The sequence below is a fragment of the Aquincola sp. J276 genome (assembly GCF_024700035.1).
GTDB classification, from domain to species: Bacteria; Pseudomonadota; Gammaproteobacteria; order Burkholderiales; family Burkholderiaceae_C; genus Aquincola; species Aquincola tertiaricarbonis.
In genome coordinates this window covers 2,653,095-2,679,634 of the sequence record NZ_JAJONC010000001.1, presented here as the reverse complement: position 1 = coordinate 2,679,634, position 26,540 = coordinate 2,653,095, and the positions used below count along the sequence as shown (strand labels likewise).

The following is a 26,540-nucleotide window of genomic DNA, read 5'->3' as shown; positions in this document are numbered from 1 at the left end:
GCCCAGGTCGGGCTGCGGCGGCTAGAGTGCCTGCATGAGCAGCCATGAGATCGAACTGAAGTTCGGCTTCGACCCCGAAGCCCTGCCCGCGCTGGCCGCACGCTTCACCGGCGAAGGCAGCCGGCGCGAGCACCTGCAGGCCCACTACTTCGACACGCCTGCGCGCTTGCTGGCGCAGCACCGCATCGCGCTGCGGCTGCGCCGCGAGGGCGACCGCTGGGTGCAGACGCTGAAGGCGCAGGGCCGCATGGTGGCCCACCGGCTGGAGCACAACGCCACCGTGCTGGCGCCCGAGCCGGCCGACGGCGCCGCCGTGCCGCCACTGGACCTGTCGCGCCACGACGGCACGCCCGCCGGCGACGCGCTGCAGGAGGTGCTGCAGGCCGCGGGAGCGCCCGCCGCCAGCCTGCAGCCGGTGTACGGCACCGACCTGTGGCGCCGCAGCCTGCAGCTCAACGTGGCCGGCGGGCGCATCGAGGCCGCGCTGGACGAAGGCCACATCCTGGCCGGCGAGCGGCGCCTGCCGGTGTGCGAGCTGGAGCTGGAACTGCGGGAGGGCGACGCCTCCGCGCTGCGGGTGCTGGCCAGCGAATGGCTGCCGACGCATGGCCTGTGGCTCAGCCATGCCACCAAGGCCGAGCGCGGCGAGCGCCTGGCGCGCGGCGAGCCGCTGTGGCCGGTGGTCAAGGCCGCGGCACACCGCATCGCGGTGCCCGAGCAGGCCACCGACTGGCTGCACGACAGCGTGGTCGGTTGCCTCTCGCAGATCGTCCCGAACGCGGATGCCGTGGCGCAGGGCGAAGGCGCGGCCGAGCATGTGCACCAGCTGCGCGTGGGCCTGCGCCGGCTGCGCACGGTGCTGCGCGAGCTGGCGGGCATGGAGGCGCCGGCGGCGCTGCGGGAGGCATTCTCCGAACTGGGGCGCTGGCGCGACCGCGACACCGTGGTCTCGGCCACCGGCGCCGCGCTGCAGGCGGCCGGCGCGCCCGCCATCCGCATCGACACGCGGCCGCAGGGCGTGCTCACGCCACAGGCCGTGGCGCGCGACAGCGCCTTGCAGCTGGCGCTGCTGGAACTCACGGTGCAGGGCCTGCGTGCCGATGGCCTGCAGGCGGCCGAGGCGGGCAAGGCCCGTGCGCTGGCCCGCCACCGGCTGCAGCGGCTGCACCGCCAGGTGGCGCGTGATGCCGACGGTTTCGAGGCCCTGGCCACCGAGGACCAGCACCGCACCCGCAAGCGGCTGAAGCGGCTGCGCTACCTGGCGGAGTTCGCGGCGCCGGCCTTCGACGCCAAGGCCGTCAAGCGCTACCTGCGTCAACTGGAGCCGGCCCAGGACGCGCTGGGCGAGCACAACGACAACGCGGTGGCGCTCGCGCTGTACCGCGAGGCGGCCGAAGCCGGCGAGGCCACCGCGTGGTTTGCGGTGGGCTGGCTGCAGGGCCGCGAGCCGATCACCGCGCGGCGCTGCCGCAAGGCGCTGCAGCAGCTGGCCGCCACGCCCCGCTTCTGGAAGGACTGAGCCGGGCGCTCAGAAGCCTTCCAGCACGCCCTTGCCGATGGCGCGGCCGCTCTCCACCCAGGCGTGGGCGCGGCGCAGGTTGTCCGCGTTCAGCGGGCCGAAGCGTTCGGTCAGGGTGCTGCGCAGCACGCCGGCGTCCACCAGGCGCGCCACCTCGCCCAGCAGCTTGTGCTGCTCGGCCATGTCGGGCGTCTGGAACAGGGAGCGGGTGAACATCAGCTCCCAGTGCAGAGACAGGCTCTTGCGCTTGAGCGCCGTGATGTCCAGCGGCGTGGCCGGGTCGTCGATCAACGCCAGCTTGCCTTGCGGCACCAGCGCTTCCACCAGCGCCGCGTAGTGCTGCTCGGTGGCCGTCAGGCTGGCCACCAGGTCCACCTGCGCGTGGCCGATGCGGCGCAGTTCGTCGGCCAGCGGCTGGCGGTGGTCGATCACATGGTGCGCGCCCATGTCCGAGGCCCAGGCCTGCGTCTCGGGGCGCGAGGCGGTGGCGATCACCGTCAGCTTGGTCAGCCTGCGGGCGATCTGCGTCAGCACCGAGCCCACACCGCCCGCGCCGCCGACGATCAGCAGCGACTGGCCCTCGCCGCCCTCGCGCGCAACGCCCAGGCGGTCGAAAAGCAGTTCCCAGGCGGTGATGCTGGTCAGCGGCAGCGCGGCGGCCTCGGCAAAGCCGAGCGTGGCCGGCATCGGCCCGACGATGCGCTCGTCCACCGCCTGCAGCGCGCTGTTGCTGCCGGCACGGTCGATGGCGCCGGCATACCAGACACGGTCGCCCACCCGGAAGCGCGACACCGCGCTGCCCACCGCCTTCACGATGCCGGCGGCGTCCCAGCCCAGCACCTTGGCCTGGCCCTCGGGCGGCGCCACGTTGCGGCGCACCTTGGTGTCCACCGGGTTCACCGACACGGCCTTCACTTCCACCAGCAGGTCGTTGGCACGCAGCTCGGGTTCGGGCAGGTCGATGTCGATCAACGACTGCGCATCGGCGATGGGCAGGCTCTGGCGGTAGGCAACGGCTTTCATGCGGTACTCCTTGGACACGATGGCGTGACTGTGCCGCGCCGGGCGACGGCAAACCAGCCGTGCCACACTGCGGCAGCCACAAACGAGGTTTGTCGATCCGATGGTCACCGTCACTGCGGACAGCCTGGAGCTGCCCGCCCTGCAACTGGCCTTGCGCGCCGCGGAGCTGGGCAGCGTGGCGGCCGCCGCGCGTGAGCGCGACTGGCTGCCGGCCACCGCCACCGCGGCCATCCGCCGGCTGGAGGCGCAGCTGGGCGCCGCCCTGTTCACCCGGAACAGCCGGGCGCTGCGGCCCACGCCCGAAGGCGCCGCCTTCCTGCAGCGTGCGCAGGAGGCGCTGGCCCTGCTGGGCGACGGCGTGGCGCAGCTGCGCGAGCCGCTGGCCCAGGTGCGCGGCCTGCTGCGGCTGGGCATGCCCTCCGACCTGGGCGCGCGGGTGCTGCGCCCGCTGCTCGACGATTTCCTGGCGCTGCATCCCGCGCTGCAGCTCGACCTGCAGGTGGGCGACCGGGTGAGCGACCTGTCGCGCGAGCCGGTGGACGCCGCCCTGCGCTACGGCGAGCCGCAGCAGCCCGGCCTGATCGTGCGCCGGCTGGCCGACAACCATCGGGTGCTGGTGGCCTCGCCCGACTACCTGGCGCGCGCCGGCACGCCGCACATGGCAGAGGACATCGCCCAGCACGACGGCATCTCGCTGCGGCTGGCCAACCGGCCGGGGCATGTGTGGGCGATGCTGGACGGCGGCCGGCCGGTGAGCCTGCGGCCGCGGGTGCGGCGCACGGCAGACAGCGGGCTGGTCACCCGGGAATGGGCGCTGGCCGGGCAGGGCATCGCGATGAAGTCGCTGCTGGACGTGGCCGACGACCTGGCCGCCGGCCGGCTGGTGCAGGTGCTGCCGCAGCTGCGGTCGGCGCCGTATCCGCTGGTGCTGGCACTGGCCAGCGGCAGCCACCTCAGCGCCCGGGTGCGCGCGCTGGGCGACTTCCTGCAGCAGCGCCTGGCGGCGCGCTGACCGTCAGGCCGGCGTCTGCGCCGCGTACCAGTGGGCCGCTTCCTGCAGCCCTTCGCCAAAGCGGTGCGTGGGCGCGTAGCCCAGCAGCGTGGCGGCCTTGCCGATGTCGGCGCGCGAGTGGCGCACGTCGCCGGCGCGGAAGTCGCCGTACACCGCCGGCGCCACCTGCAGGCCGGGGCGTTGCGCCGCCAGCGCGGAGGCCAGCTCGGCATACAGCTGGTTGAGCGAGGTCTGGTCGCCCACCGCCACGTTGTAGACCTGGTTCAGCGCCTCGGGCGCCTGCACCGTGGCGGCCAGCAGGTTGGCCTGGACGGTGTTGGCGATGTAGCAGAAGTCGCGGCTGGTCTCGCCGTCGCCGTTGATGCGGATGGCCTCGCCGCGCAGCATCTGCGCCGCCCACTTCGGAATCACCGCGGCATAGGCGCCGTTGGGGTCCTGCCGCGGGCCGAAGACGTTGAAGTAGCGCAGCCCGATGGACGCCGTGCCGTAGCAGCGGCCGAACACCTCGGCATACAGCTCGTTCACGTACTTGGTGACGGCATAGGGCGACAGCGGCTTGCCGATGCGGTCCTCCACCTTGGGCAGGCCCGGGTGGTCGCCGTAGGTGGAGCTGCTGGCCGCATAGACGAAGCGCTGCACGCCGGCGTCGCGCGCGGCCACCAGCATGTTCAGGAAGCCGTCGATGTTGGCCGCGTTGGTGGTGATCGGGTCGGCCAGCGAGCGCGGCACCGAGCCCAGCGCCGCCTGATGCAGCACATGCTGCACGCCCTCGCAGGCGCTGCGGCAGGTGGCGGCATCGCGGATGTCGCCTTCGATGAAGCGCCAACGCGCCTGGCGCGCGGCCGTCTGGCCTGCGGTGGCGGCCACCAGGTTGTGGCGGTGGCCGGTGGCGAAGTTGTCCAGGCCCACCACCGTCTGGTCCAGCGACAGCAGCGTCTCCACCAGGTGGCTGCCGATGAAGCCCGCCGCGCCGGTCACCAGCCAGGTGCGCGGGGCGGCCTGCAGCTCGGCCTGCAGCGCAAGGTAGGCGCTCACAGGCGCCACACCCGCATGCCTTCGGCGCGCAGGGCCGCTTCGTCGAAGCAGGCCTTGACGTCCACCATCAGGCCGCCCGGATGCAGGCGCTCACACAGCGCCTTGGCATCCATGTCCAGGTACTGCCGGTGCGCCACCGCCGCCACCACCGCATGCGCCGGCGGCAGCTGGTTCCAGGGCACCGGCGTCACGCCGTATTCGTGCTGCGCCTCCTCCGCCGAGGCGATGGGGTCGTGCACATGCACCTTCACGCCGAAGCTCTGCAGCTCGCGGATGACGTCGATCACCTTGCTGTTGCGCAGGTCGGGGCAGTTTTCCTTGAAGGTGAGGCCCAGCACCACGACGTCGGCGCCCTTGACCGGCAGGTCGGCCGCGATCATCTGCTTGACCGTCTGCTCGGCGATGTACTTGCCCATGCTGTCATTGATGCGGCGCCCGGCCAGGATCACCTCCGGCCGGTAGCCCAGCATTTCGGCCTTGTGGGTCAGGTAGTACGGGTCGACGCCGATGCAGTGCCCGCCCACCAGCCCGGGGCGGAAGGGCAGGAAGTTCCACTTGGTGCCCGCGGCCTTGAGCACCTCCAGGGTGTCGATGCCGATCATGTGGAAGATGATCGACAGCTCGTTCATCAGCGCGATGTTCAGGTCGCGCTGGGTGTTCTCGATCACCTTCGCCGCCTCGGCCACCTTGATGCTGCTGGCCTCGTACACGCCGGCGGTGATGATGCTGCCGTACACCTGGCTCACGGTGGCCAGCGTCTCGGGCGTGTCGCCCGACACCACCTTGGTGATCTTGGTGAGCGTGCGCTCCTTGTCGCCGGGGTTGATGCGCTCGGGGCTGTAGCCGACGAAGAAGTCGGTCTTCCACTTCAGGCCCGACAGCCGCTCCAGGATGGGCACGCACACCTCCTCGGTGGCGCCGGGGTAGACGGTCGATTCGTACACCACGATGGCACCGCGCTTCATGTGGCGGCCCACGCTCTCCGAGCTCTTGATCAGCGGCGTGAAGTCGGGCCGGCGGGCCTCGTCCACCGGCGTGGGCACGGCCACGATGATGACGTCGGCCTCGGCGATGGCGGCGGGATCGGTGGTGCAGTGCAGGTGCACCGCGGCGCGCAGGTCGTCGCCCGACACCTCGCCGGTGGGGTCCACGTGCTGGCGGTAGGCCGCCACCTTCTCCTGCGACAGGTCCAGCCCGATCGTGCGTTGCCGCTCGCCGAACTTCACCGCCAGGGGCAGGCCGACGTAGCCAAGGCCGATCACGGCGATGGTGGAGGGAAGAGCGTGCGCCATCTGTTAACTACCGGAGCCGAGCCAAGGGAGCCGCATTATCCGAGGGCGTGCCGCAGGCCAGCGTTGCTTTGCCGTCCCAGCCAGCGCACAAGGCCTGCCGTGATCGGCCGCCGGCGTTAATTTCTGCTCGCTGATGCTGCAATGCAACAGGCGCGCCGGCTTTAGGGTGCCTGCCCGACGGCCTGCGGTGCAATTCACGCAGGGCCCATCTAAGATGGGTGAGCGTGCTCCCTCGAACGGGGGATCTGATCTTCGGGGCGCTTTGGTGACACTTGCCCCAGGTGTGCTATCTGCACGCAAGACCAATTCCTCAAGGGAGTATTCATGAAGCGTTCCGCGATCGTCATCGCCTCCGTCCTCGCGCTGGCGGGTGCCTCGGCTCACGCCGTCGACTACACCTGGAACACCAGCACGCCGCTCAACCTGCCGCAGTACTACGCGCTGCAGGGCATGACCTTCACCGACACCATCTCGTTCTCGCTGACCGGCGTGAGCGACGTGGAAGTGGGCGCCGTGGCCAACATCTTCGGCAGCTTCGGCATCAGTGGCGGCTCGCTGACCTTCTACAAGGGCAACACCGTGCTGGACAGCTTCGCGCTGACCGGCGCCACCGACTTCATCGCCGCCCCGTCGCTGGGCGCAGGTGACTACTCCTTCGTCGTCTCGGGCACCGTCAGCGGCAAGTCGGGCGGCAGCTACCTGCTGAACGCCGCCGTCACCCCCGTGCCGGAACCCGAGACCTACGCGCTGATGCTGGCCGGCCTGGGCGCCGTGGCCTTCATCGCACGCCGTCGCAAGTCGGCCTGAAGCTCGGCCTTCTCGGCCTCAGCCTGAAGAGGGCGGTGCTTGCACCGCCCTTTCTGCATGGGGCCTGCGGCGACAATCCGCGCATGAAACTCGACCTGACCGACGCCGAGCTCGACGAGCTGGACACCTTGCTCACCCAGACGCCCGAGCCGGCCCAGCCGCTCGACGCGATCATGCTCGACGGCTACCTCTGCGGCATCCTGGTGCAGCCGAGGCTCGTCGCCATCGAGGAGTGGCTGCCACCCATCTTCGACCTGGAGACCGGCCAGCTGCCCGAAGGCACCGACCCGGCCTGGCTCGCCCGCTGCCGCACGCTGATCGAGCGCCGCCATGCCGCGCTCACCGCCGCGCTGGTGGAAGACGGCTGGTTCGACCCGCTGGTGGTGGACCTGGAGCGTTCGGCCCCGGTCAGCGAATACGACCCCGTGCAGTCCGAGGCCTCGCGTGCGCTGATGCCCTGGGTGGCCGGCTTCCACTGGGCGCAGGAATCGTTTCCCGGGCTGCTGGAGCTGGAAGACGACGGCGTGCAACTGGCGCTGGCGCGCCTGTACCGCCACCTGCCGGCCGAAACGGACGAGGACCGCGAGATCGTCGCCACGCTGGACCGCGAGCATCCGCTGGCCACGCTGGACGACGGCATCGAAGACCTGGTGCATGCGGTGTACGACCTGTGGGACCAGACCAGCGAATCACGTTTCAAGGTGGACACCATCCGCCGCGACGAACCCAAGGTGGGCCGCAACGACCCGTGCCCCTGCGGCAGCGGCAAGAAGTTCAAGCAGTGCCACGGGCGCGGCTGACGGAGCGCCGCCTCGATGCGACTGCAGCTGCTGTCCGACCTGCACCTGGAATCCGAGGAGTTCGACCCCCAGCCCGCGCCGGGCGCGGACCTGCTGGTGCTGGCCGGCGACCTGGACAGCCGCTGGCAGGCGCTGGAGCGCTTTGCGCACTGGCCGGTGCCGGTGCTGTGCGTGGCCGGCAACCATGAGTTCGACCGGCGGGAGCTGACCGAGGCGTTGCCCGCGCTGCGCCAGCGCTGCGCGGGCTTGGGCATCACCCTGCTGGAGCGCGATGCCACCGTGCGCACCGACGCGCAGGGCCGGCGCGTGCGCTTCCTGGGCACGGTGCGCTGGTGCGATTTCGACCTGTTCGGTCCTTCACGCCGCGCCGCAGCGCAACGCGCCGGCAACTACTTCCAGCGGGTGATGCAGGCCACGAAAGGCGGCCAACCCTTCGATGCCGCCGCAGTGCGGGAGGAGGCGTTGGCCTGTCGCGCCTGGCTGGCCGACGCACTGGCCGAGCCGGCCGACGGCCGCTGGGAGGCCACCGTGGTGGTGACGCATTTCGCGCCCAGCCTGAGCAGCGCCGATCCGCGCTATGGCAGCCAGAACGGCACCGCCAGCTTCTGCAATGCGGACGACGACCTGATCACCCAGGCCGAGCTGTGGCTGCATGGCCACCTGCATTGCCGCCACGACTACACCGTGCCTCGCCCCGGCGGTGGCCTGTCCCGGGTGGTGTGTCAGGCGCGCGGCCTGGCCGCGAAGAACGAGCCGGAAGGCTTCGACCCGCTGAAGCTGATCGAGGTCTTCGGCTGAACCAACGCGCCGCGCGCTCAGGCGCGGCGACGCAGCATGGCCATCCAGCCGATGCCGCTGCCCGAGCGGGCCGGGATCGGCGGCGCCTGCAGCGCCTCCTCGGCCTGGCGTTCCATGCGCAGGTTGAGGCCGTACTCGGCCCCCATGTCGGCCGGGTCCAGCGGCCGCGGCGCCGGTGCGCTCTTCGAACGGCGGAACAGAAGCGAGCGGGCGGTCGGGGCATTCATGGCGGCGGCCTCGGGTGTGGTGTCAATCCAGTGTCGATGTGAACCGATTGCCGGCCAGCCGGGCATCCCGAACCTGTCGCGGCACACGTCACATCCCCCGCAAGCGTGGTGGTGGGCTGTGGTGCCAAATCCACAATGCCGCTGGAGATCACGTGCCGTCATGCTTTCAGCCGCATGTGTCAGGCGTGCGACCCGCGTCGCTCAGGCCTCCAGCACCTGTGCTGCATGTTGCTGCAGCGCTGCACCGATGCGGCCGAGCAGGCCCCGGTCGGCCACGCCGTCCAGCAGCCACTGGTGCCAGTAGAGCGTCACCGGCACCGTCACCGAAGGCAGGACCGGCTGCAGGCGTCCATCGGCCAGCGCGGCCGCCACCTGCAGCTGCGGCGCCACGCCGATGCCCCAGCCGCGGCAGGCCGCCTCCACGTAGGCCTCGGACGAGGGCACATGCCGCTCGCGCAGCCGCAGGTCGGGCAGGCCGAAGGCCTGCTGCGCCCAGGCGCGGGCCATGCCGTCCTTGCGGTCGAACACCAGCATGGGCAGGCGCGCCAGGTCGGCGGCCCGCAGGCCTGCGGCCGGCAGCTCCCGCAGCAACGCCGGGCTGGCCACGGCCAGGTAAGGCATCACGCCCAGCCGCTGCATGCCGCAGCCATGCAGCGGTTCGGCCAGGCTGCTCACGCAGCCCAGCACCGTGCCGGCGCGCAGTGCTTCGTGGGTGAAGTCCTGGTCGTCGACGCGCAGGTCGATGCCGAAGCCGACCTGCACGCCTTCGCGCATCAGGGCATCCAGCGCCGGCAGCACCCAGGTGGCCAGGCTGTCGGCGTTCACGCCGATGGGCACCCGCTCGCCATGCGCCGAGGCCGCTCCTAGCTGCCGCGTCGCCTCCGCCGCCAGGCTCTGCCACTGTCGGGCCAGCCGCAGCAGCACGCTGCCCGAAGGCGTGAAGTCCAGCGGCCGCGTGCGCACCACCAGCGGCTGGCCCCACTGCGCCTCCAGCGCGCGCATGCGCTGGGACACAGCCGACGGCGTCAGCGCCAGCCGCTGCGCGGCGGCGGCAAAGCTGCCGGTGTCGGACAGCGCGACCAGGCACGCCAGCCCGGTGGGATCGAAGGTGGTGTCCACATGAAGCTCCGCTGAATCTGCATGATCGATTTTCAGCTCACATTCATTTGTGGCCAGCGTGGGCGACCATCGCGGCATGTCCGATGCCTTACCCGTGTTCACCAACGGCTTTGCCCTCATGGGCAGCCTCATCGTCGCCATTGGCGCGCAGAACGCACTGGTGCTGCGCCAGGGCCTGCTGCGGCGGCACGTGGGTCCGGTGGTGCTGTTTTGCGCCCTGTCCGACCTGGCCTTGACCAGTGCCGGCGTGTTCGGCGTGGGAGCTGCGCTCGCGCGCTCACCGTTGCTCATGGAGCTGCTGCGCTGGGCCGGCGCCGCCTTCCTGGCCTGGTGCGGCCTGCGGGCCATGCAGCGTGCGCTGCGCCCGGGCCAGCAGGCCCTGCAGGCGGGTGCCGAGCTGGGCGGGCTGGCCGCCACGCTGGGCACCGCGGCGGCGCTCACCTGGCTCAATCCGCATGTGTACCTGGACACGCTGGTGCTGCTGGGCGCGGTGGCCGCGCAGCAGCCGGCCGAGGCACGCTGGCCGTTCGCGGCCGGTGCCGGGCTGGCTTCCGTCCTGTGGTTCGTTTCATTGGGCTACGGCGCCGCGGCGCTGGCGCCGTGGCTGGCGCGCCCGGCCACCTGGCGGGTGGTGGACGGGCTGGTGGCGCTGGTGATGTTCGGCATGGCGGCGGCCCTGGCCACCGGGGGCTTTGACACGGGGGCACTAGAATCCCGCCCCTTTTTCCGAAGGGTTCCCCGTCATGAAGCCAGCCGGCTGCGCCATCGACTTCGGCACGTCCAATTCCGCCATCGCGCTGCCCGGCGCCGGCCTGGTGGAGGTGGAGCCCGGCCATCGCACGATGCCCACGGCGGTGTTCTACGCGGTGGACGAGGCCCATGCCGCAGAGCCCGAGCGCAGCTATGGCCGCCTGGCGCTGGCTTCCTACATCGACGGGCTGGACGGCCGGCTGATGCGCTCGATGAAGAGCATCCTGGGCTCCACGCTGGTGGACCAGCACACCGACGTGGGCGGCGGCAAGGCGGTGCGGTACCTGCACGTGATCGGGCACTACCTGCGGCACCTGAAGACGCTGGCCGAGCGCAGCGCCGACGTACCGCTGGACCGGGTGGTGCTGGGCCGGCCGGTGGCCTTCGTCGATGGCGATGCCGAGCGCGACGCGCAGGCGCAGGACTCGCTGGAGCGCGCCGCGCGCAGCGTGGGCTTCGCGGACGTGAGCTTCCAGCTGGAGCCGATCGCCGCCGCCTTCGACTTCGAGCGCACCGCCGAGCGGGAGCACCTGGTGCTGGTGGCCGACATCGGCGGCGGCACCTCGGACTTCTCGCTGGTGCGGGTGGGCCCCGGCCGTCGCGAGCGCCTGCAGCGCCATGACGATGTGCTGGCCAACCACGGCGTGCACATCGCGGGCACCGACTTCGACCGCCACATCGAGCTGGCCGCCATCCTGCCGCTGCTGGGCTACCGCGGCCTGGGCCCGGGCGGGCGCGAGGTGCCCAACAAGGTGTACTTCGACCTGGCCACCTGGCACCTGATCAACACCGTGTACGCGCCCGGCCGGGTGGCCGAGCTGCGCCGCATGCGCGACTTCTATGCCGATGGTCGCCAGCACGAGCGCCTGATGCGCGCCGTGACGCTGCGCCTGGGCCATGCGCTGGCCGCGCAGGCCGAGCAGGCCAAGATCGCGGTGGCCGATGGCGGCGCGGCACCGGTGGCGCTGGACGACATCGAGCCCGGCCTGCATGCGCTGCTGGACGAGGCCACCGCCATGCGTGCGCTGGACGCCGACCTGCAGCGCATCGTCGATGCCGGCGTGCACACTGCTGCGCTGGCCGGCGTGTCGCCGGGGCAGGTGGACGTGCTGTATTTCACCGGCGGCTCCACCGGGCTGACGCCGCTGGCCGACCGCATCGCCGCGGAGTTTCCGAAGGCCCAGCGGGTCAAGGGCGACCGCTTCGCCAGCGTGGCGCAAGGCCTGGGCGAGCACGCCCGGCGGCTCTGGGGCGGCTGAGCCGCCCGCGACCTCAACGCCGGGGCTTGCCGCTGCCGCGCAGCGGGCCGGGCCGGCCGCCGCCGGGCCGGGGCCGCGCGCCGGGGCGCTTGGCGGCGCGGGCCGGCGCCTTCGGCCGCGAGACGTCGGCCAGTTGCAGCGAGCTGCGCACCAGGCCGTCCACCGCTTCCGTCATGTCCGCCGGCGGCTCCAGCGTCTCGATCTCGGCCAGCAGCTCGTCGGCGTCTTCCAGGTCGTCGGGGTCCAGGTGCGCAAACAGCGTGGCCAGCGGCTCCAGCGTGGCGGGATCGGGCAGGTCCATCAGCGCCGGGAACAGCGCCATCGCGGTGGCGAAGCCCGCCACCCAGGGCATGACGGCTTCCGAGGGCGAGGCGTCCTCGTCCAGCTCGAAGATCCAGGGGTCGAACCACTGGCGCTGGTCGATGAGGCCGTTCAGCTCCGCATGGCGGCGCAGCACCAGCGCATGCAGCCGCTCCATCGGCACGCCGGGCGGCGCGGGGCGGCCGTCCACATCGTGCACGAAGGGCAGCCAGCGCGCGGGCGGCACCGGCCGTGGCTGCAGCAGCACGCCGACCAGGTAGCCGTCGAGCGAACTGGCCTCCATCGGCTCCAGCGGCTCGGGCAGCGTGGCCAGCAGGCCGTCGAGTTCGGCGAATTCAGCGTCGGTGAGGGGGGGCGGACGTCATGGCCGATTGTCGCGTGACGGCGCGGGGCCGGCCCGGCTCAGGTGCCGATGGCGCCGCCGTCCTGGCGGCGTATCACCACGGTGGCCGAGCGTGGCCGGCCGTGCGCCTTGTCCGGCCAGCTGGAATACAGCTGCGGCGCATCGGCACGGCTGATGTCCGACGGCGTCTCGCCCGGATGCTGCACGTTGATGAACATCGTGGACTGGTCGGGCGTCAGCGCCACGCCGGTGATCTCGCAATTCACCGGCCCGGTGAGGAAGCGCCGCACCTCGCCGGTGGCCACGTCGCAGGCCAGCATCTGGTTGTTGCCGATGCGCTCGAACTCGCCCTTGTTCATCTGCGTGGCATGGGCGTCGGTCTGGATCCACAGCACGCCGCGGCTGTCGAAGGCCAGGCCGTCGGGGCAGCCGAAGAAGTCGCCCTGCACGTTGCCGCGGGCATCGGGCCGGGTGTTGCCGGGGTCGCCGGCCAGCAGCAGGTGGTTCCAGCGCATGGTGGCGCCGTCGAAGTCGCCGTCCTCCTGCCAGCGGATGATCTGGCCCATCGCGTTGTTGGCGCGCGGGTTGGCGGCGTCGGGGCCCGGCTTGTCGGGCTGGCCGCGCTGGGTGTTGTTGGTCAGCGTGCAGTACACCCAGCGCGAGTGGTGGTCGATGGCGATCCATTCCGGCCGGTCCATCTTGGTGGCACCCAGCAGGTCGCTGGCCTGCCGCGTTCGGATCACCACCTCGCCCTGGTCGGCGAAGCCGTTGGCCGCGGTCAGCGGTCCCTGGCCGTGCACCAGCGGCAGCCAGCGGCCGGTGCCGTCGGCATCGAAGCGGGCCACGTACAGCGTGCCGTGGTCCAGCAGCTCGCGGTTGGCCTGGGCCGCGGTGAGGCCGTTGCCGGCCGGGGCGATGCGGTCACGGCTGACGAACTTGTAGATGTATTCGAAGCGGGCGTCCTCGCCGGAATACACCACGGCGCGGCCGTCCTTCGTGACGGCCACCCAGGCGCCTTCATGCGCCGCGCGGCCCAGCGCGGTGCGCTTGACCGGTGTGCTGGTGGGGTCCATCGGGTCGATCTCCACCACCCAGCCGAAGCGGTGGAACTCGTTGGGATGGCGCGTGGCGTCGAAGCGGGCGTCGTGGTTGGGCCAGGCGTAGAAGGCCTTCCTGGGCAGGCCCCAGCGGGCCTGGTCCTTGGTGGTGTTGTCGCCGCCACTGAAATAGAAGGCGAAGTTCTCCTCGCCCGACAGGTAGGTGCCCCAGGGCGTGCGGCCGCTGGCGCAGTTGTTCAGCGTGCCCAGCACGGTGCGGCCCTCCGGATCGAACGCGGTGCGCATCAGCGCATGGCCGGCAGCCGGCCCTTCCACGCGGAATGGGCTGTAGGCGGTGAAGCGCCGGGCCAGCGGGCTGGGGCGCACCATGTCCCACTGGCCGTTGCGCAGCGCCACCTCGATCACCGACACGCCGTGCGCCGCCTGCGACTTGCGCACGCCTTCCGGGCTGTCCGCCTTGCCGGGGCCGTGCAGCAGGCCCTCGTCGGTGTACTCGTGGTTCATCACCAGCAGGCCGCGGGTGGACGAGCCTTCGATGGGAAAGAAGTGCAGGCCGTCGTGGTGCATGCCCATCTGCACCGCCTGGTCGTCGGCACTGTGGCTGGCGTCGCTGCGCCACGGCGGCATGCGGCCCGGCACGCCGATGGGCTCGCCCCACGGCGCCAGCACCGCGGCCACGTAGCCGGGCGGCACCACGATGGCGTCGGCCCGCGAGGGCGGCACCGACTGGAAGCCCAGGCGCGGTCCGCTGGCGGCCAAGCCGGACGGGCCGGTGGCGGCGCAGCCGGCCAGGCCGGCGAGCGAGGGGCCGAACACCGCGGCCACCGCCGCGCCGGCGGTGCCGCGCAGCCAGAGGCGCCGTGCGGGATCCGAGACCTCGTGGATGCTGGGGTTGGCCGAACGGTTGCTGTTCTCCATCTCGGTGAAGTCCTTGGGCATGTGTCTCCTCCTCAGGGCACGGGTGGGTTGTCGCCGGAGTATCCGGCTGCCGCCACATGACATCATCCGGGCATGAACACGCCGATCGAATCAACCGGCGCACCCCGGCGGGTGCTGGTCACCGGCGGCAGCCGGGGCATCGGCGCGGCCACCGCGCTGCGCTGTGCCCAGCAAGGCTGGGACGTGGCGGTGAACTACGCACGCGATGCGCAGGCCGCCGAGGCGGTGTGCGCGCAGGTGCGGGCGCTGGGCCGCCAGGCGCTGGCGGTGCAGGCCGACGTGGCCGACGAGGCCGAGGTGCTGGCCATGTTCGACACCATCGACCGCACGCTGGGCCCCATCGGCGCGCTGGTGAACAACGCCGGCGTGGTGGCCGAGAACCAGCGCGTGGCCGACATGACGGTGCAGCGCCTGCAGCGCATCTTCAACACCAACGTGGTGGGCAGCTTCGTCTGCGCACGCGAGGCGGTGCGGCGCATGAGCACGCTGCACGCCAGCCCGCAGGCGCGCGCGGCTGGCGGCGGCCGCGGCGGGGCCATCGTCAACCTCTCCAGCAAGGCCGCGGTGCTGGGCGCGCCCGGCTGGTACGTGGACTACGCGGCCAGCAAGGGCGCCATCGACACCTTCACCGTGGGCCTGGCGCGCGAGCTGGCGCTGGAAGGCATTCGCGTCAATGGCGTGCGGCCAGGCATCGTCGACACCGACATCCATGCCTCCGGCGGCTGGCCCGACCGTGCCCACACCTCGTCGGCGCTGATCCCGATGCAGCGCCCCGGCCGGCCCGATGAAGTGGCCGCGGCCATCGCCTGGCTGCTGTCCGACGACGCCAGCTACACCACCGGCGCCATGCTGGACGTGGCCGGCGGCCGCTAGCAAAAAGCCGCCGGGCGGCGTGTTCAGCGGCGCTGCACGATGATGGGTGCCAGCTGGAACAGGCTGCGCAGGCGCTGCGCGGCCTGGGCGGCGTCTTCCCGCGTGGCATAGGGGCCGGCCTGCAGCCGGTGCACCGCGTCCTCGTTGAAGATGGCCAGCAGCGGCGTGAGCGCCTCCAGCTGCCGCATCACCTGCTGCTGCAGGGCCACGGCGCCGTCATGTGCCTTGAAGGCGCCCAGCTGCACCCAGAAGCCCACCGCGCCGGGCACGCGCGCACGCGCGGTTTCCTGGGTGATGGGCAGGGCCTGCGCGGCGGCTGGTTCGGCTGCCGCAGGCGTTGCTTCTGCAGCGGGCGGCGGGGCAACTGGCGGTGCGACGCTCGCCACCGAGGTACCGGCGCCCGGTGTCGGCGTGGCGCGCCAGCTGCCATCGCGGATCTCGTCGTGCGTCAGCCGCTCGATGTGCACCGGCGCCACGCCGCGCAGCAGGCCCAGCTTCAGCGCGGCGGTGTAGCTCAGGTCGATGGCGCGGGCGCCGTGGAACGGGCCGCGGTCGTTCACCCGCACGATGACTTCGCGGCCGTTGGCCGGGTTGCGCACCCGCGCAAAGCTTGGGATGGGCAGCGTGGGGTGCGCGGCCGTCATCGAGTACATGTTGTAGAGCTCGCCGCTCGCCGTGGGCCGACCGTGGAACTTGCGGCCGTACCAGGAGGCCAGGCCACGCTGCACGAAGGGCTGGTCGGTGGTCACCGGCACGTACGCGCGGCCGAACACCGCATAGGGCTTGTTGGGCCCGCCGGTGCGGATCATCTCGACCCGCGGTTCGGCGTCGGGCACGTCCATCAGCTGCGCGGGCGGCAGGTCGCCGGGGCCGTCGCGCTCGGTGTCTTCGGCCGGTGCGCGTGGGCCGCTGGCGCAGCCGGCGACGATCAGCGAAGCGGCCAGGGCCAGCGCAAGCGGGTGGCTGTGAGGGCGTTCACGCTGCATCTGGAACATTGTCGCGAAAAGCCATGCAGGCCCTAGCCGGTTGGGCGGGGCATGCGGCATCAAGCGGGAGGGCGCGTCAGCAGTCTGACATTTGCGCGGTGGGGGCCGCCTGCAAACGGTGCAGGTGGCGCGCCCGGCTGGGATCGAACCAGCGACCCTTGGCTTCGGAGGCCAATACTCTATCCACTGAGCTACGGGCGCAAAGAGGGGGGATTGTAGCCACGACTTTGCAGGACACCCCCGCTCCGTGCGGCCAGGCCATGCAAAGAGGCTGTGCGCGGCACCCTCTATAATCTTCAGGTTTTGCGTGCCCGGCACGCACTCGACCCGCTGCCGCTACCGAGGACTGAATGAGCGACGCACACAAGCCCGTCATCAACGACCCGCACGACATGCCCCACGAAGGGCCCATCAAGACGCCCAAGCAACTGGTCGTTGCGGTGTTCTTCTCGTTCGTGATTCCCATCGTGGCCATCGTGCTGCTGGTGACCTATGTGACGGGCTTCAACAAGCCCGGTGCGGGCACCGACATCCTGGCCGAGGAAGCGGTGGCCCGCCGCATCCAGCCGGTGGGCACCGTCGAGATCAAGGACCTCACCGACCCCGGCGCGATGAAGACCGGCGAGCAGGTGTTCAACGCGCAGTGCGCGGCCTGCCACTCGAGCGGCGCCGCCGGCGCGCCCAAGCTGGGCGACAACGGCGCCTGGGCCGCCCGCATCCAGACCGGCTATGAAGCCCTGCTGACCTCTGCCCTCAAGGGCAAGGGCAACATGGGCCCGCAGGGCGGCGGCGACTTCACCGACTTCGAGATCGGCCGCGCCGTGGTCTACATGACCAACAAATCCGGCGGCAACCTGAAGGAGCCGGTGATGGCTGCCGCCGCGGACGCGCCGGCCTCCGCCGCTTCCAACTGAAGCGCGCCAAGCGCCCCCGCTGAAAAGGCCAGTCCACGCGACTGGCCTTTTTGCTGGGCGACCGCTGCAGGAACGGGGTTTGCCGAACGGGCTGCACTGACTTTGCTCAACAAGGAGTGCACATGTCCACGTCACACGAAACCCCGGCCGAGGAACGCGATCACCTGTGGTCGCTGATCAAGGACATCCGCTTCGCGATGTTCACCACGCACGACACCAACGGTCACCTGCATTCGCGTCCGATGACGACGCAGAACAAGTCGATCAACGAGGACCACACGCTGTGGTTCTTCATGTCGCGCAAGAGCGATCCGGTCAGCGAGATGACCAGCGACATGAACGTGAACGTGGCCTATGCGGACACGGACAAGGATTCGTACGTCTCCGTCTCCGGCAAGGCCCGCGTGGTGGACGACCGCGCCCGTGTGGAGCAGCTGTGGAACAAGATGGCCGAAGCCTGGTTCCCCGGCGGCCCGAACGACCCCGATCTGGCCCTGGTGCGCGTGGACATCGTCCATGCCGACTACTGGGACGTGAAGGAGAACAAGCTCACGCAGCTGTTCAAGATGGCCAAGGCCGCCGTCACCGGCCACCCGCCCACCGGCATGGGCGAGCACGGCAGCGTGCGCATGGACTGAGCGCCATGCCGGGCGCCGGCACGGCGCTCGCTTAGCATCCCGGCTCCAGGGGGCCGGGATGAGCACCGAGACAGCAGCATTGGAGGAGCTGGGCCTGCGGCCCGGCGCGAGCGAGGCGGAGATCAAGGCCGCATGGCGCAAGCTCGTCTCGCGCTGGCACCCGGACCGCAATGCCAGCCGTGCCGCCGTGGAGAAGATGCAGCGCATCAACCAGGCCTTCGAGCTGCTGCGCGGGGCCGGCGCCGCCGCCGCCCCGGTGCGGCCTGCCGAGCCAGCCGCGCCCGCGGCCGCGCCGAGCCCACCGCCTGCCCGCAAGGCACCCGCTGGCGAGGCTGCGCGTCCGCTCAGCCGGCGCATCAAGCTCACGCTGGAAGAAGCCGCGCTGGGCTGCCTGCGCGTGCTGCGCGGCCAGGTGGCGCAGGGCTGCACGGCCTGCGACGGCCAGGGCCTGCGCTGGCCCGGCGGTGCCTGTGCCAGCTGCGAGGGCCGCGGGGAAGTGCGCCAGCGCGCCTGGTACGGCTGGCTGGCCACCACCGCGACTTGCGAGGACTGCGGCGGCGATGGCCGTGCGCGCGAACGCTGCCCGCCGTGCGAGGGCAGCGGCAAGCTGCCGCCCCGCAGGTATGAACTGAAGGTGCGCATCCCGCCCGGCGTGCGGGACGGCGACCTGCTGGGCGTGCCGGCCGGGCGCGCCGAGGCTTCACCCGAGGGCGGCGTGGATCTGCACATCGAGCTGCAGCCGCATGCATTCTTCACGCTGGACGACGACGGCACCGTGCGCTGCGAGATGCCGGTGGACGGCTTCAGCTGGCTGGGCGGCCGCAGCGTGGACGTGCCCACGCTGGAAGGCACGCAGCCGTTGGCGCTGCGCCATGGCGAATGTGTGTACCGCCTGCGTGGCCAGGGCTTTCCGGCCAGCCGGCGTGGCGCGCGGGCCGACCTGGTGGTCACGGTGATGCCGATCTTTCCGCAACCGCTGTCCACCGACCAGCAGATCCTGCTGGACCGCCTGATCGCCACCACCGCCAGCGCGTCCACCGGTCCGCTGGCCGACTGGCAGCGGCGGCTGCGCGCCCGCGCGGCCGCCGATGCACCGGCGGACCCGCCGCCCAAGGCTGCGCGGCGCCGCACCAGCCGCGCATGAAAAAGCCCGCGGCCGGCGGGCGCGCGGGCTGAGGCTGCGGGGCCGGCGCAGGCCGGGCTCGCAGGTGTGCCCTAGAACGGAATGTCGTCGTCCATGTCGTCGAAGCCGGTGTTCGACTTCGGCGCCGGAGCCGGGCGCGGCGCGGGCGCGGCCGAGCGCGCGGGGCGCTCGCGCGGCTCTTCGCCGTAGCCGCCGCCGGCACCCCCACCACCGCCGGCCGCACCGCGGCTGCGGTAGCCACCACCGCCGCCGCCTGCGTCCTCATCGCCGCCGCCGGCACCTTCACGGCCACCCAGCAGCTGCATCTGCTCGGCCACGATCTCGGTGGTGTAGTTGTCGCGGCCTTCCTTGTCCTGCCACTTGCGGGTCTTCAGGCGGCCTTCCACGTACACGGGGCGGCCCTTGCGCAGGTACTCGCCGGCGATCTCGGCCAGGCGGTCGCGGAACACCACGCGGTGCCACTCGGTTTCCTCCTGGAACTCATTGGAGTCGCGTGCCTTCCAGCGGCGCGTGGTGGCCACGGTGATGTTGCAGATCGAGCCGCCGTCGGGGAACGAACGCATCTCGGGATCGCGCCCGAGGTTGCCGATGATGATGACTTTGTTGACGGAGGCCATGGTCGCTCCTGTGCGTCGGGTGGGTACGGAAAAGGGGGTTCGGCCGCGGCGCGGTGGCTGGCCGGGAGCGATCGATTGTGCCGCATGGGTCGGGCGCGGCGGCTGCTAAGGTCCCCGCCATGCACAGCGACGACACCCCCGATTTCTGGCGCAACCTGCGCCGCGAGATGAAGGCCGGCCGGGCGTGGCTGGACCGTGCCATCGTGCTGGCGGCCGCCGTCACCACCGGTGCGGCGGTGGTGGGCGTCACGCTGCTGTGCGAGGCCGCCAGCCACCTGCACGAGCAGATGCGCGGCTCCGGCCCGCTGGGTCCGTGGCTGATGCTGCTGTGGACGCCGGTGCTCACCGCCCTGCTGGTGTGGCTCACGCGGCGCCATGCGCCGGGGGCTGCCGGCTCGGGCATCCCGCAGGTGATGGTGGCGCTGGACGACAGCCTGGCGCCGGAGCGCCGGCGTGCGCTGGTGTCGCTGCCGCTGGCCATCAAGAAGGCGGCGTTGCTGGGCGGCGCGATGCTGGCCGGGCTCTCGGCCGGCCGCGAAGGGCCCACGGTGCAGATCGGTGCCGGCGTGATGCTGTCGGTGCGGCGCTGGTTGTCGCCGGCGGCCCGCATCGATGGCCACGACCTGATGGTGGCGGGTGCGGCGGCCGGCATCGCCGCGGCCTTCAACACGCCGCTGGGCGGGGTGATGTTCGCGCTGGAGAAGCTCTCGCGCCGGCACCATGCGGCGCAGAGCGCGCTGGTGATCGTGTGCATCGTGCTGTCCGGCCTGGTGGCGGTGTCGGTGTTCGGCAACCTCACGTACTTCGGTGAACTGCGGGTGCAGAGCGTGCCGCTGGAGCTGATCGGTCCCGGGCTGGTGGTGGCGGTGGTGGCGGGGCTGGCCGGCGGCGTGTTCTCGCTGCTGCTGGTCAATTCGCTGGCACCGGGCGATCGCTGGTACTCGCGCTGGCGCGCGCAGTACCCCGTGCGCTTCGGGGCGGCTTGCGCATTGGGCGTGGCCGTGATCGGCTTGGTATGCGACGGCACGACGGCCGGCGCCGGTTATGCGCCCACCCGCGCGATGCTCGAGGGCCAGGCCGACACGCCCGCGCTCTACACGCTGCTGAAGTTCATCGCCACCTGGCTGTCGTCATGGACGGGCGTGCCCGCCGGCGTGTTTGCGCCTTCGCTGTCGGTGGGGGCGGGCATCGGCCGCGACGTGGCGCAGCTGTTCGGGCTGGCTCCGGAACACGCCATACCGCTGATCGCGCTGGGCATGGTCGGCTTCCTGGCGGCGGCCACGCAAGGTCCGCTCACGGCCTTCATCCTGGTGATGGAGATGGTGTCCGGCCACGCGATGGTGCTCAGCCTGATGCTGACGGCCTTCGTGTCCAGCGGGCTTTCGCGGCTGATCTGCAAGCCGATGTACATGGAACTCGCCGAGCTGATGCGGCCGCGTGCCGGCGAGCCGGGCAGCCGTGCCGCCTGAAGGCCCGTGGCCGCCCTCGTTAACATGCCGGCTTCCCATGAACCCAGCTGATTCCGCCGCGTCACCGCTCCACGTCCTCAACGAGGTGTTCGGCTACACCGCATTCCGCGGCATGCAGGGCGACATCGTCGAGCACGTCACCGCCGGCGGCGACGCCCTGGTGCTGATGCCCACCGGCGGCGGCAAGAGCCTGTGCTACCAGGTGCCGGCCATCGTGCGGCACCGCGCCGGCCGTGGCGTGGCGGTGGTCGTCAGCCCGCTGATCGCGCTGATGCACGACCAGGTGGGCGCGCTGGAAGAGGCCGGCGTGCATGCCGCCTTCCTCAACAGCACGCTGACCAGCGACGAGACGCAGAACGTCGAGCGCGAGCTGCGCAGCGGCCGGCTGGTGATGCTGTATGCGGCGCCCGAGCGGCTGTTGACGCCGCGTTTCCTGGCGATGCTCGATTCATTGAACGAGCGCGGGCTGCTGAGCCTCTTTGCCATCGACGAAGCGCATTGCGTGAGCCAGTGGGGCCACGACTTCCGCGCCGAGTACCTCGGCCTGTCGCAGCTGCACGAGCGCTTTCCGGCCGTGCCGCGGGTGGCCCTCACCGCCACCGCCGACGACATCACCCGCGCCGACATCGTGCAGCGGCTCGCGCTGGACGACGCGCGCATCTTCGTGGCCAGCTTCGACCGGCCGAACATCCGCTACACCATCGTCGAGAAGGACAACCCGCGCGCGCAGCTGCTGCGCCTGGTGCGCGACGAGCACGAGGGCGAATCGGGCATCGTGTACTGCGGCACCCGCAAGAAGGTGGAGGAAACCGCGGTGTGGCTGGCCGACGAGGGCATCACCGCGCTGCCGTACCACGCAGGGCTGGACGCCTCGGTGCGGCAGAAGCACCAGGACCGCTTCCTGCGCGAGGACGCCATCGTGATGGTGGCCACGATCGCCTTCGGCATGGGCATCGACAAGCCCGACGTGCGCTTCGTGGCCCACCTCGACCTGCCCAAGAACATCGAGAGCTACTACCAGGAGACCGGCCGCGCCGGCCGCGACGGCGAGCCGGCCGAAGCCTGGATGACCTACGGCCTGGCCGACGTGGTGAACCAGCGCCGCATGATCGACGAGAGCCCGGCCGGCGAAGAGTTCAAGCAGGTGCAGCGCGGCAAGCTCGAAGCGCTGCTGGCGCTGGCCGAATCGCACGACTGCCGGCGCGTGCGGCTGCTGTCGTACTTCGGCGAAACCTACGCGGCCACCGCGGATCCGGGTCGCCCGGTCCGCGGTGAGCCCCCTGGGGGGCAGCGACCGAAGGGAGCGTGGGGGTCCGGTGCGGGAATTGCGACAACTGCCTCAACCCGCCCGACACCTGGGACGCGACTGAAGCGGCCCGCAAGGCGCTGAGCTGCATCTACCGCTTCTCGCAGCACGGCGGCGGCTTCGGGCCCACGCGCTTCGGCGCCGGCCAGCTGATCGACGTGCTGCGCGGCAAGCGCACCGACAAGGTGGCCCAGTACGGGCACGACAAGCTCAGCACCTTCGGCATCGGCGCCGACCTGAGCGACGCGCAGTGGCGCGGCGTGCTGCGCCAGCTGGTGGCACTGGGCCATGTGGCCACCGAGGGCGAATACAACACGCTGGGCCTGATGCCCAGCAGCCGCGCGGTGCTCAAGGGCGAGGTCCCCATCGTGCTGCGCATGCCGCGCGAAGCCACCCGCGGCGTGCGCAAGCGGGCGGTACGCGGCGGTGACGGCAAGGTGCCGGCCGCGGCGGCCGACCTGGACGCCGAAGCCCAGCAGCGCTTCGCCGCGCTGAAAGCCTGGCGCGGCGAGGTGGCCCGCGAGCACAACCTGCCGGCCTACGTCGTGTTCCACGACGCCACGCTGGCCGAGATGGCGCGGCGCATGCCGGCCGACCTGGCGGAGCTGGGCGAGATCAGCGGCGTGGGCGCGCGCAAGCTGGAGGCCTACGGCACCGAGATCCTGGGCGTGCTGGGCCGCTGAACGCGGTCGGTGCGGCTCAGCGCACGGTGGCGCCGCGGTCGCTGGCGCTGCTGGGCGGCAGCCACAGCTCGATCACCCGCTGGCTGCCGCTGCTGGTGCGCAGGCTGGAAGGCAGCTCGCGCACCCACACCTCACCGCCGTTGCCGGGACCCCAGTGCTGGCGCACATGCTCGGCCAGCAGGCGGGCGCAATCGAGGTCGCTGCGCTGGTGCACCACCAGCGTGGGCTGCGGCCATGGCACCGGCCGCCGCTGCTGGCGCAGGGAGGCGCTGCGGGTCACGTTCTCGATCGGCGCGAGTTGAAGCACCTCGCCGCCGGCCTGCTGCAGCGCCCACCGCAGGCCGGTGGCTTCGCTGCGCGAGGCCTCGTCGTACACCTGGGTGTAGACGCGCAGCGGCTGCACGCCGTTGGCGCGGCAGGCCGCCTGCAGCGCCGCGGCAGCCGTCTCCTCGGGCGTGGGCACCGGTGCGGTGGGCGGCGGCACGCCGGTGGCGGGTGGGTACGGCGCCGGCGCCGGTGTGCCCACCGGCGCCGGCGGCGCACCGCCGGCCCGCCAGCGGTCCTGCACCAGGGCCACCAGCCGCGGCCAGTTGAGCAGGCGGGCTGGCGGCACCTCGAAGGGATGCCAGTAGCTCAGCGCGTCGCGGTTGGGCAACGTGCCGAGCGCGGCGCACAGCGTGTCCTGCGTGTTGCGCATGGCGGCCATGCACGGCTCCGACGGCGTGATCTCCGCGGTGCGGCATTGCTCATGCGTCACTTCCAGCAGCCGCTGCACGCCCACGCGGTCGGCCTCGCGCACCGCAGGGTTCTGCACCAGGTCCTGCAGCATCGTCACCTGCTGCGTGACATGCGCGGGCACCTTGGGGCAGCTCATGTCCACCGCGGACAGTGCACGCGACACCTCGGTGAACAGCGTGCGCACCTCGGCGCGCTGCGCGTTCTCGTTCTGGCGCAGCTGGTCGCTCACCTGCCACAGCGACAGCAGCAGCGTGCCCGACGCACCCAGGCCCAGCGTGGTGCCGATGGCGCTGTTCTTGGCGGCGCGTCGCCAGGCCGGCTCAGGCTGCGGCGTGCTGTCGGGGCTGGCGCGGCCAGGCTGGCGCAGCCGCGCGGGATGCTCCACCGCATCGCTGGACCGCTCCAGCCAGCCGGGCAGCCGTTCCAGCCAGGCGGGCTGCAGCGCGGCGCCGGCGTCCTCGCCCAGGCGGTGGTAGCTCTCCCATTGCGCCTCGTCGAAGGACTGGTCGCCGGTGGATTCATGCGGAAAGCGCCCGTGCCGCTGGGCATAGGCCAGCACGTCCACGTCCAGCGCGGCATGCAGGTTGGGCTTGATCACCAGCAGCGTGCCGTGGTGCTCGGGCGTGCCGGCCGCGCAGCCCGCCGGCCGCAGGTAGCGGATGCGGCCGAGCAGCACGCCGCGCGCGCTCTGGCTGTCGGCCATGTCCTGGGGCGACAGCACCGTCAGGCCGCCGTCGCCCACGCCGAAGCGGCGGGTGGCTTCCTCATGCGGATAGAACTCGATCTCGGCGCCGAAGTCGATGCGGGCCTTGCGCACCAGGTTCTCCAGGTCCAGGAATTCGTAGCGGGCGTCGCAGCTGGCATCCACCAGCACGATGAAGTCCACCTCCCGGCGCAGCAGCGCATACACGCCGGTGTTGTCGAAGTGCCCGCCATCCGAGAGGTACCACCACGGCCGTGACCGGCCGCGGTAGGTGGCCGTGGCCTCCGACCAGAGCATCAGCGGCTTGGCGGCCAGCCGCCACAGGGCGTCGCACCAGGCAGGCCGCGGCGCCTGCGGCGGCGCCGGCTCGCGCACCCAGTGGCCCAGCCGCACGCCCACCAGGAACAGCAGCAGCGCCCAGCCGCGCGAGGTGTAGGCCCCCGCGCCGGGCGCCGCGGCCGCGCCGGAGATGGCGATCCACTTGCCCAGCGTGCCCACCTCGCTGGCGCGGGTGAAGCACACCCGCTCGCGCGGGCCGATCTCCACGCCGTCCGGCCGCACCGTCAGCACCGTGCCCTTGCGGTCGGCGTTGAACAGGCCGCTCAGGTCGTCGCGCGTCTGGTTCAGGCAGGTGTTGATCAGGTGGACGGGGCCTCCGGCGCGCTCGGGGTGGTAGTCGCGCAGGTCGGCGTCGTCGCGCGAGACCACCTGCGTCACGTCCGCATGCGCCCCGTCCAGCTGCGGCTGCAGCACCGGCCGGTTGGGGTTGCCCACCGACAGGTAGGCCCGCGTGAGCCGCGCCCGGTAGAAGCCGTGCAGCGACGAGGCGTTGGCCATGCCGCCGTTGTGCGCAGTGGTCAGCCACCACAGGCCGCACCAGGCGGCGATGCCACCGGCGCGCCACACCGGCGGCACCGCATCCAGCCAGCCCAGCGGCGCCGGCGTGAACACCAGCCACTGCACCGTGCTGAGCCAGAAGCACAGCACGATCGCCAGCACCGCCACGCCGGCGGCATTCAGCAGCCGCGGGGTCCAGGTGCCCAGCGAGGCGCTCGCCTGCTGCACCATCTGCTGCAACGGCTGCGCCAGCGCCCGCAGCACCAGGGCCGCGAAGCCGCCCAGGCCGACACCGCCCCACAGCCAGTCGCGGTCCGACAGGGCCAGCTTGAGTAGCCGCCAGCTCACCAGGTCCAGCAGGCCCATGAACACGGCCAGTGCCGCGATCAGCAGGGCCTGGCGCGTCACCTCGGTGGTGCGGCGGCGCAGGCGCGCACTGGCCAGTCCGCGGCTGACCGGGCTGCGGGCCAGCACCACCAGCGTGGTGGCCACGCCGGCTGCCACCGAGGCGACCGACAGCAGCACCAGCGGCAGCCCGATGCGGCCTTCGGCCAGCGGGCTCAGCAGCCGCAGCCGCCAGGCCAGCCACGGCAGCAGCAGCGCGCAGGCCACCAGCGCCGCGGCCATCAGCTGCTCATGCAGCGCATGGGTGGTGTGGCGGCGCGTGGGATCGGGGCCCTCGCGCGCCACCCAGTAGCCACAGGCCAGGCCGGGCAGGGTGGCGCACATCCAGGCCGTGGCCAGCGGCAGCCACAGGCTGCCCCAGGCCTGCCAGGCGTTGGGGTCCAGCGTGTCGGTGCTCATCTGCCACAGGTGCGGTGCCACCACCAGCAGGCCGAACAGCAGCGCGGCCATCATCAACTCGCCGTGGATGGCCACGAAGGCGCGCAGGTAGGTCACGGCGGCCACGCCCACGTCGTGCGTGCCCGCGGGCGTGAGGTAGCGGCCATTGCGGCGCATCCAGTCCAGCAGCGGTGAGCGGCGCGCGGCCAGCATCGCCTGGGCCTGCCGCACGCCCAGCGCCAGCACCAGCCGGCCCAGCATGGCGCCCACGTAGCCGCCGCCGGAGACGGTGGAGAGGTAATCGAAGCGCGGCAGCAGTCCACGCTGCGCCAGTCCGCGGATCAGCCCCAGCCCGTAGGTGGCGCTGCGCACGCCGCCGCCCGACAGCGCCAGGCCGACGGTGGGCAGCTCGCGCAGGCGGGCGTTGGGCCGCGGGGCGCCGCTGGCGGCCACCTCCTCCTTGAGCCCGGCGCGCCGGCGGCGCCGCAGCACTGCGGCCCGTTCCGCACGTTGCCAGGAGTCCGCGGGAGCGCGGCCCTGCGGGCAT

At 71.9% G+C, this 26,540-nt stretch carries 20 protein-coding genes, 1 tRNA gene and 3 pseudogenes; 13 read left to right on the top strand and 11 right to left on the bottom strand.

What is annotated here, in order from left to right; all coding sequences use genetic code 11:
* The first annotated feature begins 34 nt into the window (after positions 1-34).
* On the top strand, positions 35-1,519 hold the full coding sequence (locus LRS14_RS12245) for a CYTH and CHAD domain-containing protein (RefSeq protein WP_257799704.1): 1,485 nt from the start codon (positions 35-37) through the stop codon (positions 1,517-1,519).
* A gap of 9 nt (positions 1,520-1,528) precedes the next feature.
* Here LRS14_RS12245 and LRS14_RS12240 read toward each other — a convergent pair whose 3' ends face one another.
* A complete protein-coding gene (locus LRS14_RS12240) occupies positions 1,529-2,542 on the bottom strand; it encodes a zinc-binding alcohol dehydrogenase family protein (RefSeq protein ID WP_257799703.1) in 1,014 nt (337 codons plus the stop codon).
* Between the two features lie 100 nt (positions 2,543-2,642).
* Here LRS14_RS12240 and LRS14_RS12235 point away from each other — a divergent pair, with 100 nt between their 5' ends.
* Complete coding sequence (locus LRS14_RS12235) at positions 2,643-3,554, top strand: LysR family transcriptional regulator (RefSeq protein WP_257799702.1); 912 nt, start codon at positions 2,643-2,645, stop codon at positions 3,552-3,554.
* A 3-nt stretch (positions 3,555-3,557) separates the two neighbouring features.
* Here the strand turns inward: LRS14_RS12235 and LRS14_RS12230 are convergent, their stop codons facing one another.
* Together LRS14_RS12230 and LRS14_RS12225 are read right to left on the bottom strand one after the other, a co-directional pair.
* Entirely contained in the window at positions 3,558-4,589 is a 1,032-nt protein-coding gene (locus tag LRS14_RS12230; RefSeq protein WP_257799701.1) for an SDR family oxidoreductase, read from the bottom strand.
* Positions 4,586-5,881, bottom strand: a complete 1,296-nt coding sequence (locus LRS14_RS12225) for a nucleotide sugar dehydrogenase (protein ID WP_257799700.1) — start codon at positions 5,879-5,881, stop codon at positions 4,586-4,588. The genes LRS14_RS12230 and LRS14_RS12225 overlap by 4 nt, the downstream gene beginning before the upstream one ends.
* A 324-nt stretch (positions 5,882-6,205) precedes the next feature.
* Between LRS14_RS12225 and LRS14_RS12220 the strand changes: the two genes are divergently transcribed.
* The 3 genes from LRS14_RS12220 (at position 6,206) to LRS14_RS12210 (ending at position 8,286) form a co-directional block, all read left to right on the top strand.
* The gene (locus LRS14_RS12220; protein WP_052736291.1) at positions 6,206-6,688 is read left to right on the top strand and encodes an FxDxF family PEP-CTERM protein; all 483 of its coding nucleotides are present in this window, start codon (positions 6,206-6,208) and stop codon (positions 6,686-6,688) included.
* An 83-nt stretch (positions 6,689-6,771) separates the two neighbouring features.
* On the top strand, positions 6,772-7,488 hold the full coding sequence (locus LRS14_RS12215; protein WP_046113108.1) for a UPF0149 family protein: 717 nt from the start codon (positions 6,772-6,774) through the stop codon (positions 7,486-7,488).
* A 15-nt stretch (positions 7,489-7,503) separates the two neighbouring features.
* Positions 7,504-8,286: a metallophosphoesterase gene (locus tag LRS14_RS12210; protein WP_257799699.1), complete on the top strand. Its 783-nt coding sequence runs from the start codon at positions 7,504-7,506 to the stop codon at positions 8,284-8,286.
* 17 nt (positions 8,287-8,303) lie between these two features.
* Here LRS14_RS12210 and LRS14_RS12205 read toward each other — a convergent pair whose 3' ends face one another.
* Both LRS14_RS12205 and LRS14_RS12200 read right to left on the bottom strand, forming a co-directional pair.
* Positions 8,304-8,513, bottom strand: a complete 210-nt coding sequence (locus tag LRS14_RS12205) for a hypothetical protein (RefSeq protein ID WP_257799698.1) — start codon at positions 8,511-8,513, stop codon at positions 8,304-8,306.
* A gap of 201 nt (positions 8,514-8,714) precedes the next feature.
* On the bottom strand, positions 8,715-9,632 hold the full coding sequence (locus LRS14_RS12200) for an ArgP/LysG family DNA-binding transcriptional regulator (protein WP_257799697.1): 918 nt from the start codon (positions 9,630-9,632) through the stop codon (positions 8,715-8,717).
* Positions 9,633-9,708: 76 nt separating this feature from the next.
* On the opposite strand from LRS14_RS12200, the pseudogene LRS14_RS12195 reads away from it, so the two are divergent.
* Together LRS14_RS12195 and LRS14_RS12190 are read left to right on the top strand one after the other, a co-directional pair.
* Positions 9,709-10,257: pseudogene (locus LRS14_RS12195) on the top strand (LysE/ArgO family amino acid transporter); the annotation flags it as partial.
* Positions 10,258-10,375: 118 nt separating this feature from the next.
* Positions 10,376-11,641 carry an Hsp70 family protein gene (locus tag LRS14_RS12190; RefSeq protein WP_257799696.1) on the top strand — a complete coding sequence of 422 codons (1,266 nt, stop codon included), beginning with the start codon at positions 10,376-10,378 and terminating at the stop codon, positions 11,639-11,641.
* Positions 11,642-11,654: 13 nt separating this feature from the next.
* Here the strand turns inward: LRS14_RS12190 and LRS14_RS12185 are convergent.
* Positions 11,655-12,281 (bottom strand): annotated as a pseudogene (locus LRS14_RS12185) (YecA family protein); the annotation flags it as partial.
* An 83-nt stretch (positions 12,282-12,364) separates the two neighbouring features.
* Entirely contained in the window at positions 12,365-14,302 is a 1,938-nt protein-coding gene (locus LRS14_RS12180; protein WP_257799694.1) for a PhoX family phosphatase, read from the bottom strand.
* A 72-nt stretch (positions 14,303-14,374) separates the two neighbouring features.
* Between LRS14_RS12180 and LRS14_RS12175 the strand changes: the two genes are divergently transcribed.
* Positions 14,375-15,175 (top strand): SDR family oxidoreductase, encoded by an 801-nt coding sequence (locus LRS14_RS12175; protein WP_257799693.1) that lies wholly within the window; start codon positions 14,375-14,377, stop codon positions 15,173-15,175.
* A 23-nt stretch (positions 15,176-15,198) separates the two neighbouring features.
* Here LRS14_RS12175 and LRS14_RS12170 read toward each other — a convergent pair whose 3' ends face one another.
* The gene (locus LRS14_RS12170; protein WP_257799692.1) at positions 15,199-16,161 is read right to left on the bottom strand and encodes a septal ring lytic transglycosylase RlpA family protein; all 963 of its coding nucleotides are present in this window, start codon (positions 16,159-16,161) and stop codon (positions 15,199-15,201) included.
* Positions 16,162-16,286: 125 nt separating this feature from the next.
* Positions 16,287-16,362, bottom strand: a tRNA-Arg gene (locus LRS14_RS12165).
* A 149-nt stretch (positions 16,363-16,511) separates the two neighbouring features.
* On the opposite strand from LRS14_RS12165, the gene LRS14_RS12160 reads away from it, so the two are divergent.
* The 3 genes from LRS14_RS12160 to LRS14_RS12150 all read left to right on the top strand — a co-directional run bounded on the left by LRS14_RS12160 (position 16,512) and on the right by LRS14_RS12150 (position 18,857).
* Positions 16,512-17,075, top strand: a complete 564-nt coding sequence (locus LRS14_RS12160) for a cytochrome c5 family protein (protein ID WP_046113117.1) — start codon at positions 16,512-16,514, stop codon at positions 17,073-17,075.
* Between the two features lie 122 nt (positions 17,076-17,197).
* Positions 17,198-17,713: a pyridoxamine 5'-phosphate oxidase family protein gene (locus tag LRS14_RS12155; RefSeq protein WP_046113118.1), complete on the top strand. Its 516-nt coding sequence runs from the start codon at positions 17,198-17,200 to the stop codon at positions 17,711-17,713.
* A 58-nt stretch (positions 17,714-17,771) separates the two neighbouring features.
* Positions 17,772-18,857 carry a DnaJ C-terminal domain-containing protein gene (locus tag LRS14_RS12150; protein ID WP_257799691.1) on the top strand — a complete coding sequence of 362 codons (1,086 nt, stop codon included), beginning with the start codon at positions 17,772-17,774 and terminating at the stop codon, positions 18,855-18,857.
* Positions 18,858-18,928: 71 nt separating this feature from the next.
* Here LRS14_RS12150 and ssb read toward each other — a convergent pair whose 3' ends face one another.
* Positions 18,929-19,474, bottom strand: a complete 546-nt coding sequence (gene ssb / locus LRS14_RS12145) for a single-stranded DNA-binding protein (protein ID WP_046113120.1) — start codon at positions 19,472-19,474, stop codon at positions 18,929-18,931.
* Positions 19,475-19,593: 119 nt separating this feature from the next.
* Between ssb and LRS14_RS12140 the strand changes: the two genes are divergently transcribed.
* Positions 19,594-20,943 (top strand): chloride channel protein, encoded by a 1,350-nt coding sequence (locus tag LRS14_RS12140; RefSeq protein WP_257799689.1) that lies wholly within the window; start codon positions 19,594-19,596, stop codon positions 20,941-20,943.
* 37 nt (positions 20,944-20,980) lie between these two features.
* A pseudogene (locus LRS14_RS12135) lies at positions 20,981-22,932 on the top strand (RecQ family ATP-dependent DNA helicase).
* Between the two features lie 16 nt (positions 22,933-22,948).
* Here the strand turns inward: LRS14_RS12135 and LRS14_RS12130 are convergent.
* Complete coding sequence (locus tag LRS14_RS12130; RefSeq protein WP_257799688.1) at positions 22,949-26,485, bottom strand: patatin-like phospholipase family protein; 3,537 nt, start codon at positions 26,483-26,485, stop codon at positions 22,949-22,951.
* Positions 26,486-26,540 lie beyond the last annotated feature (55 nt).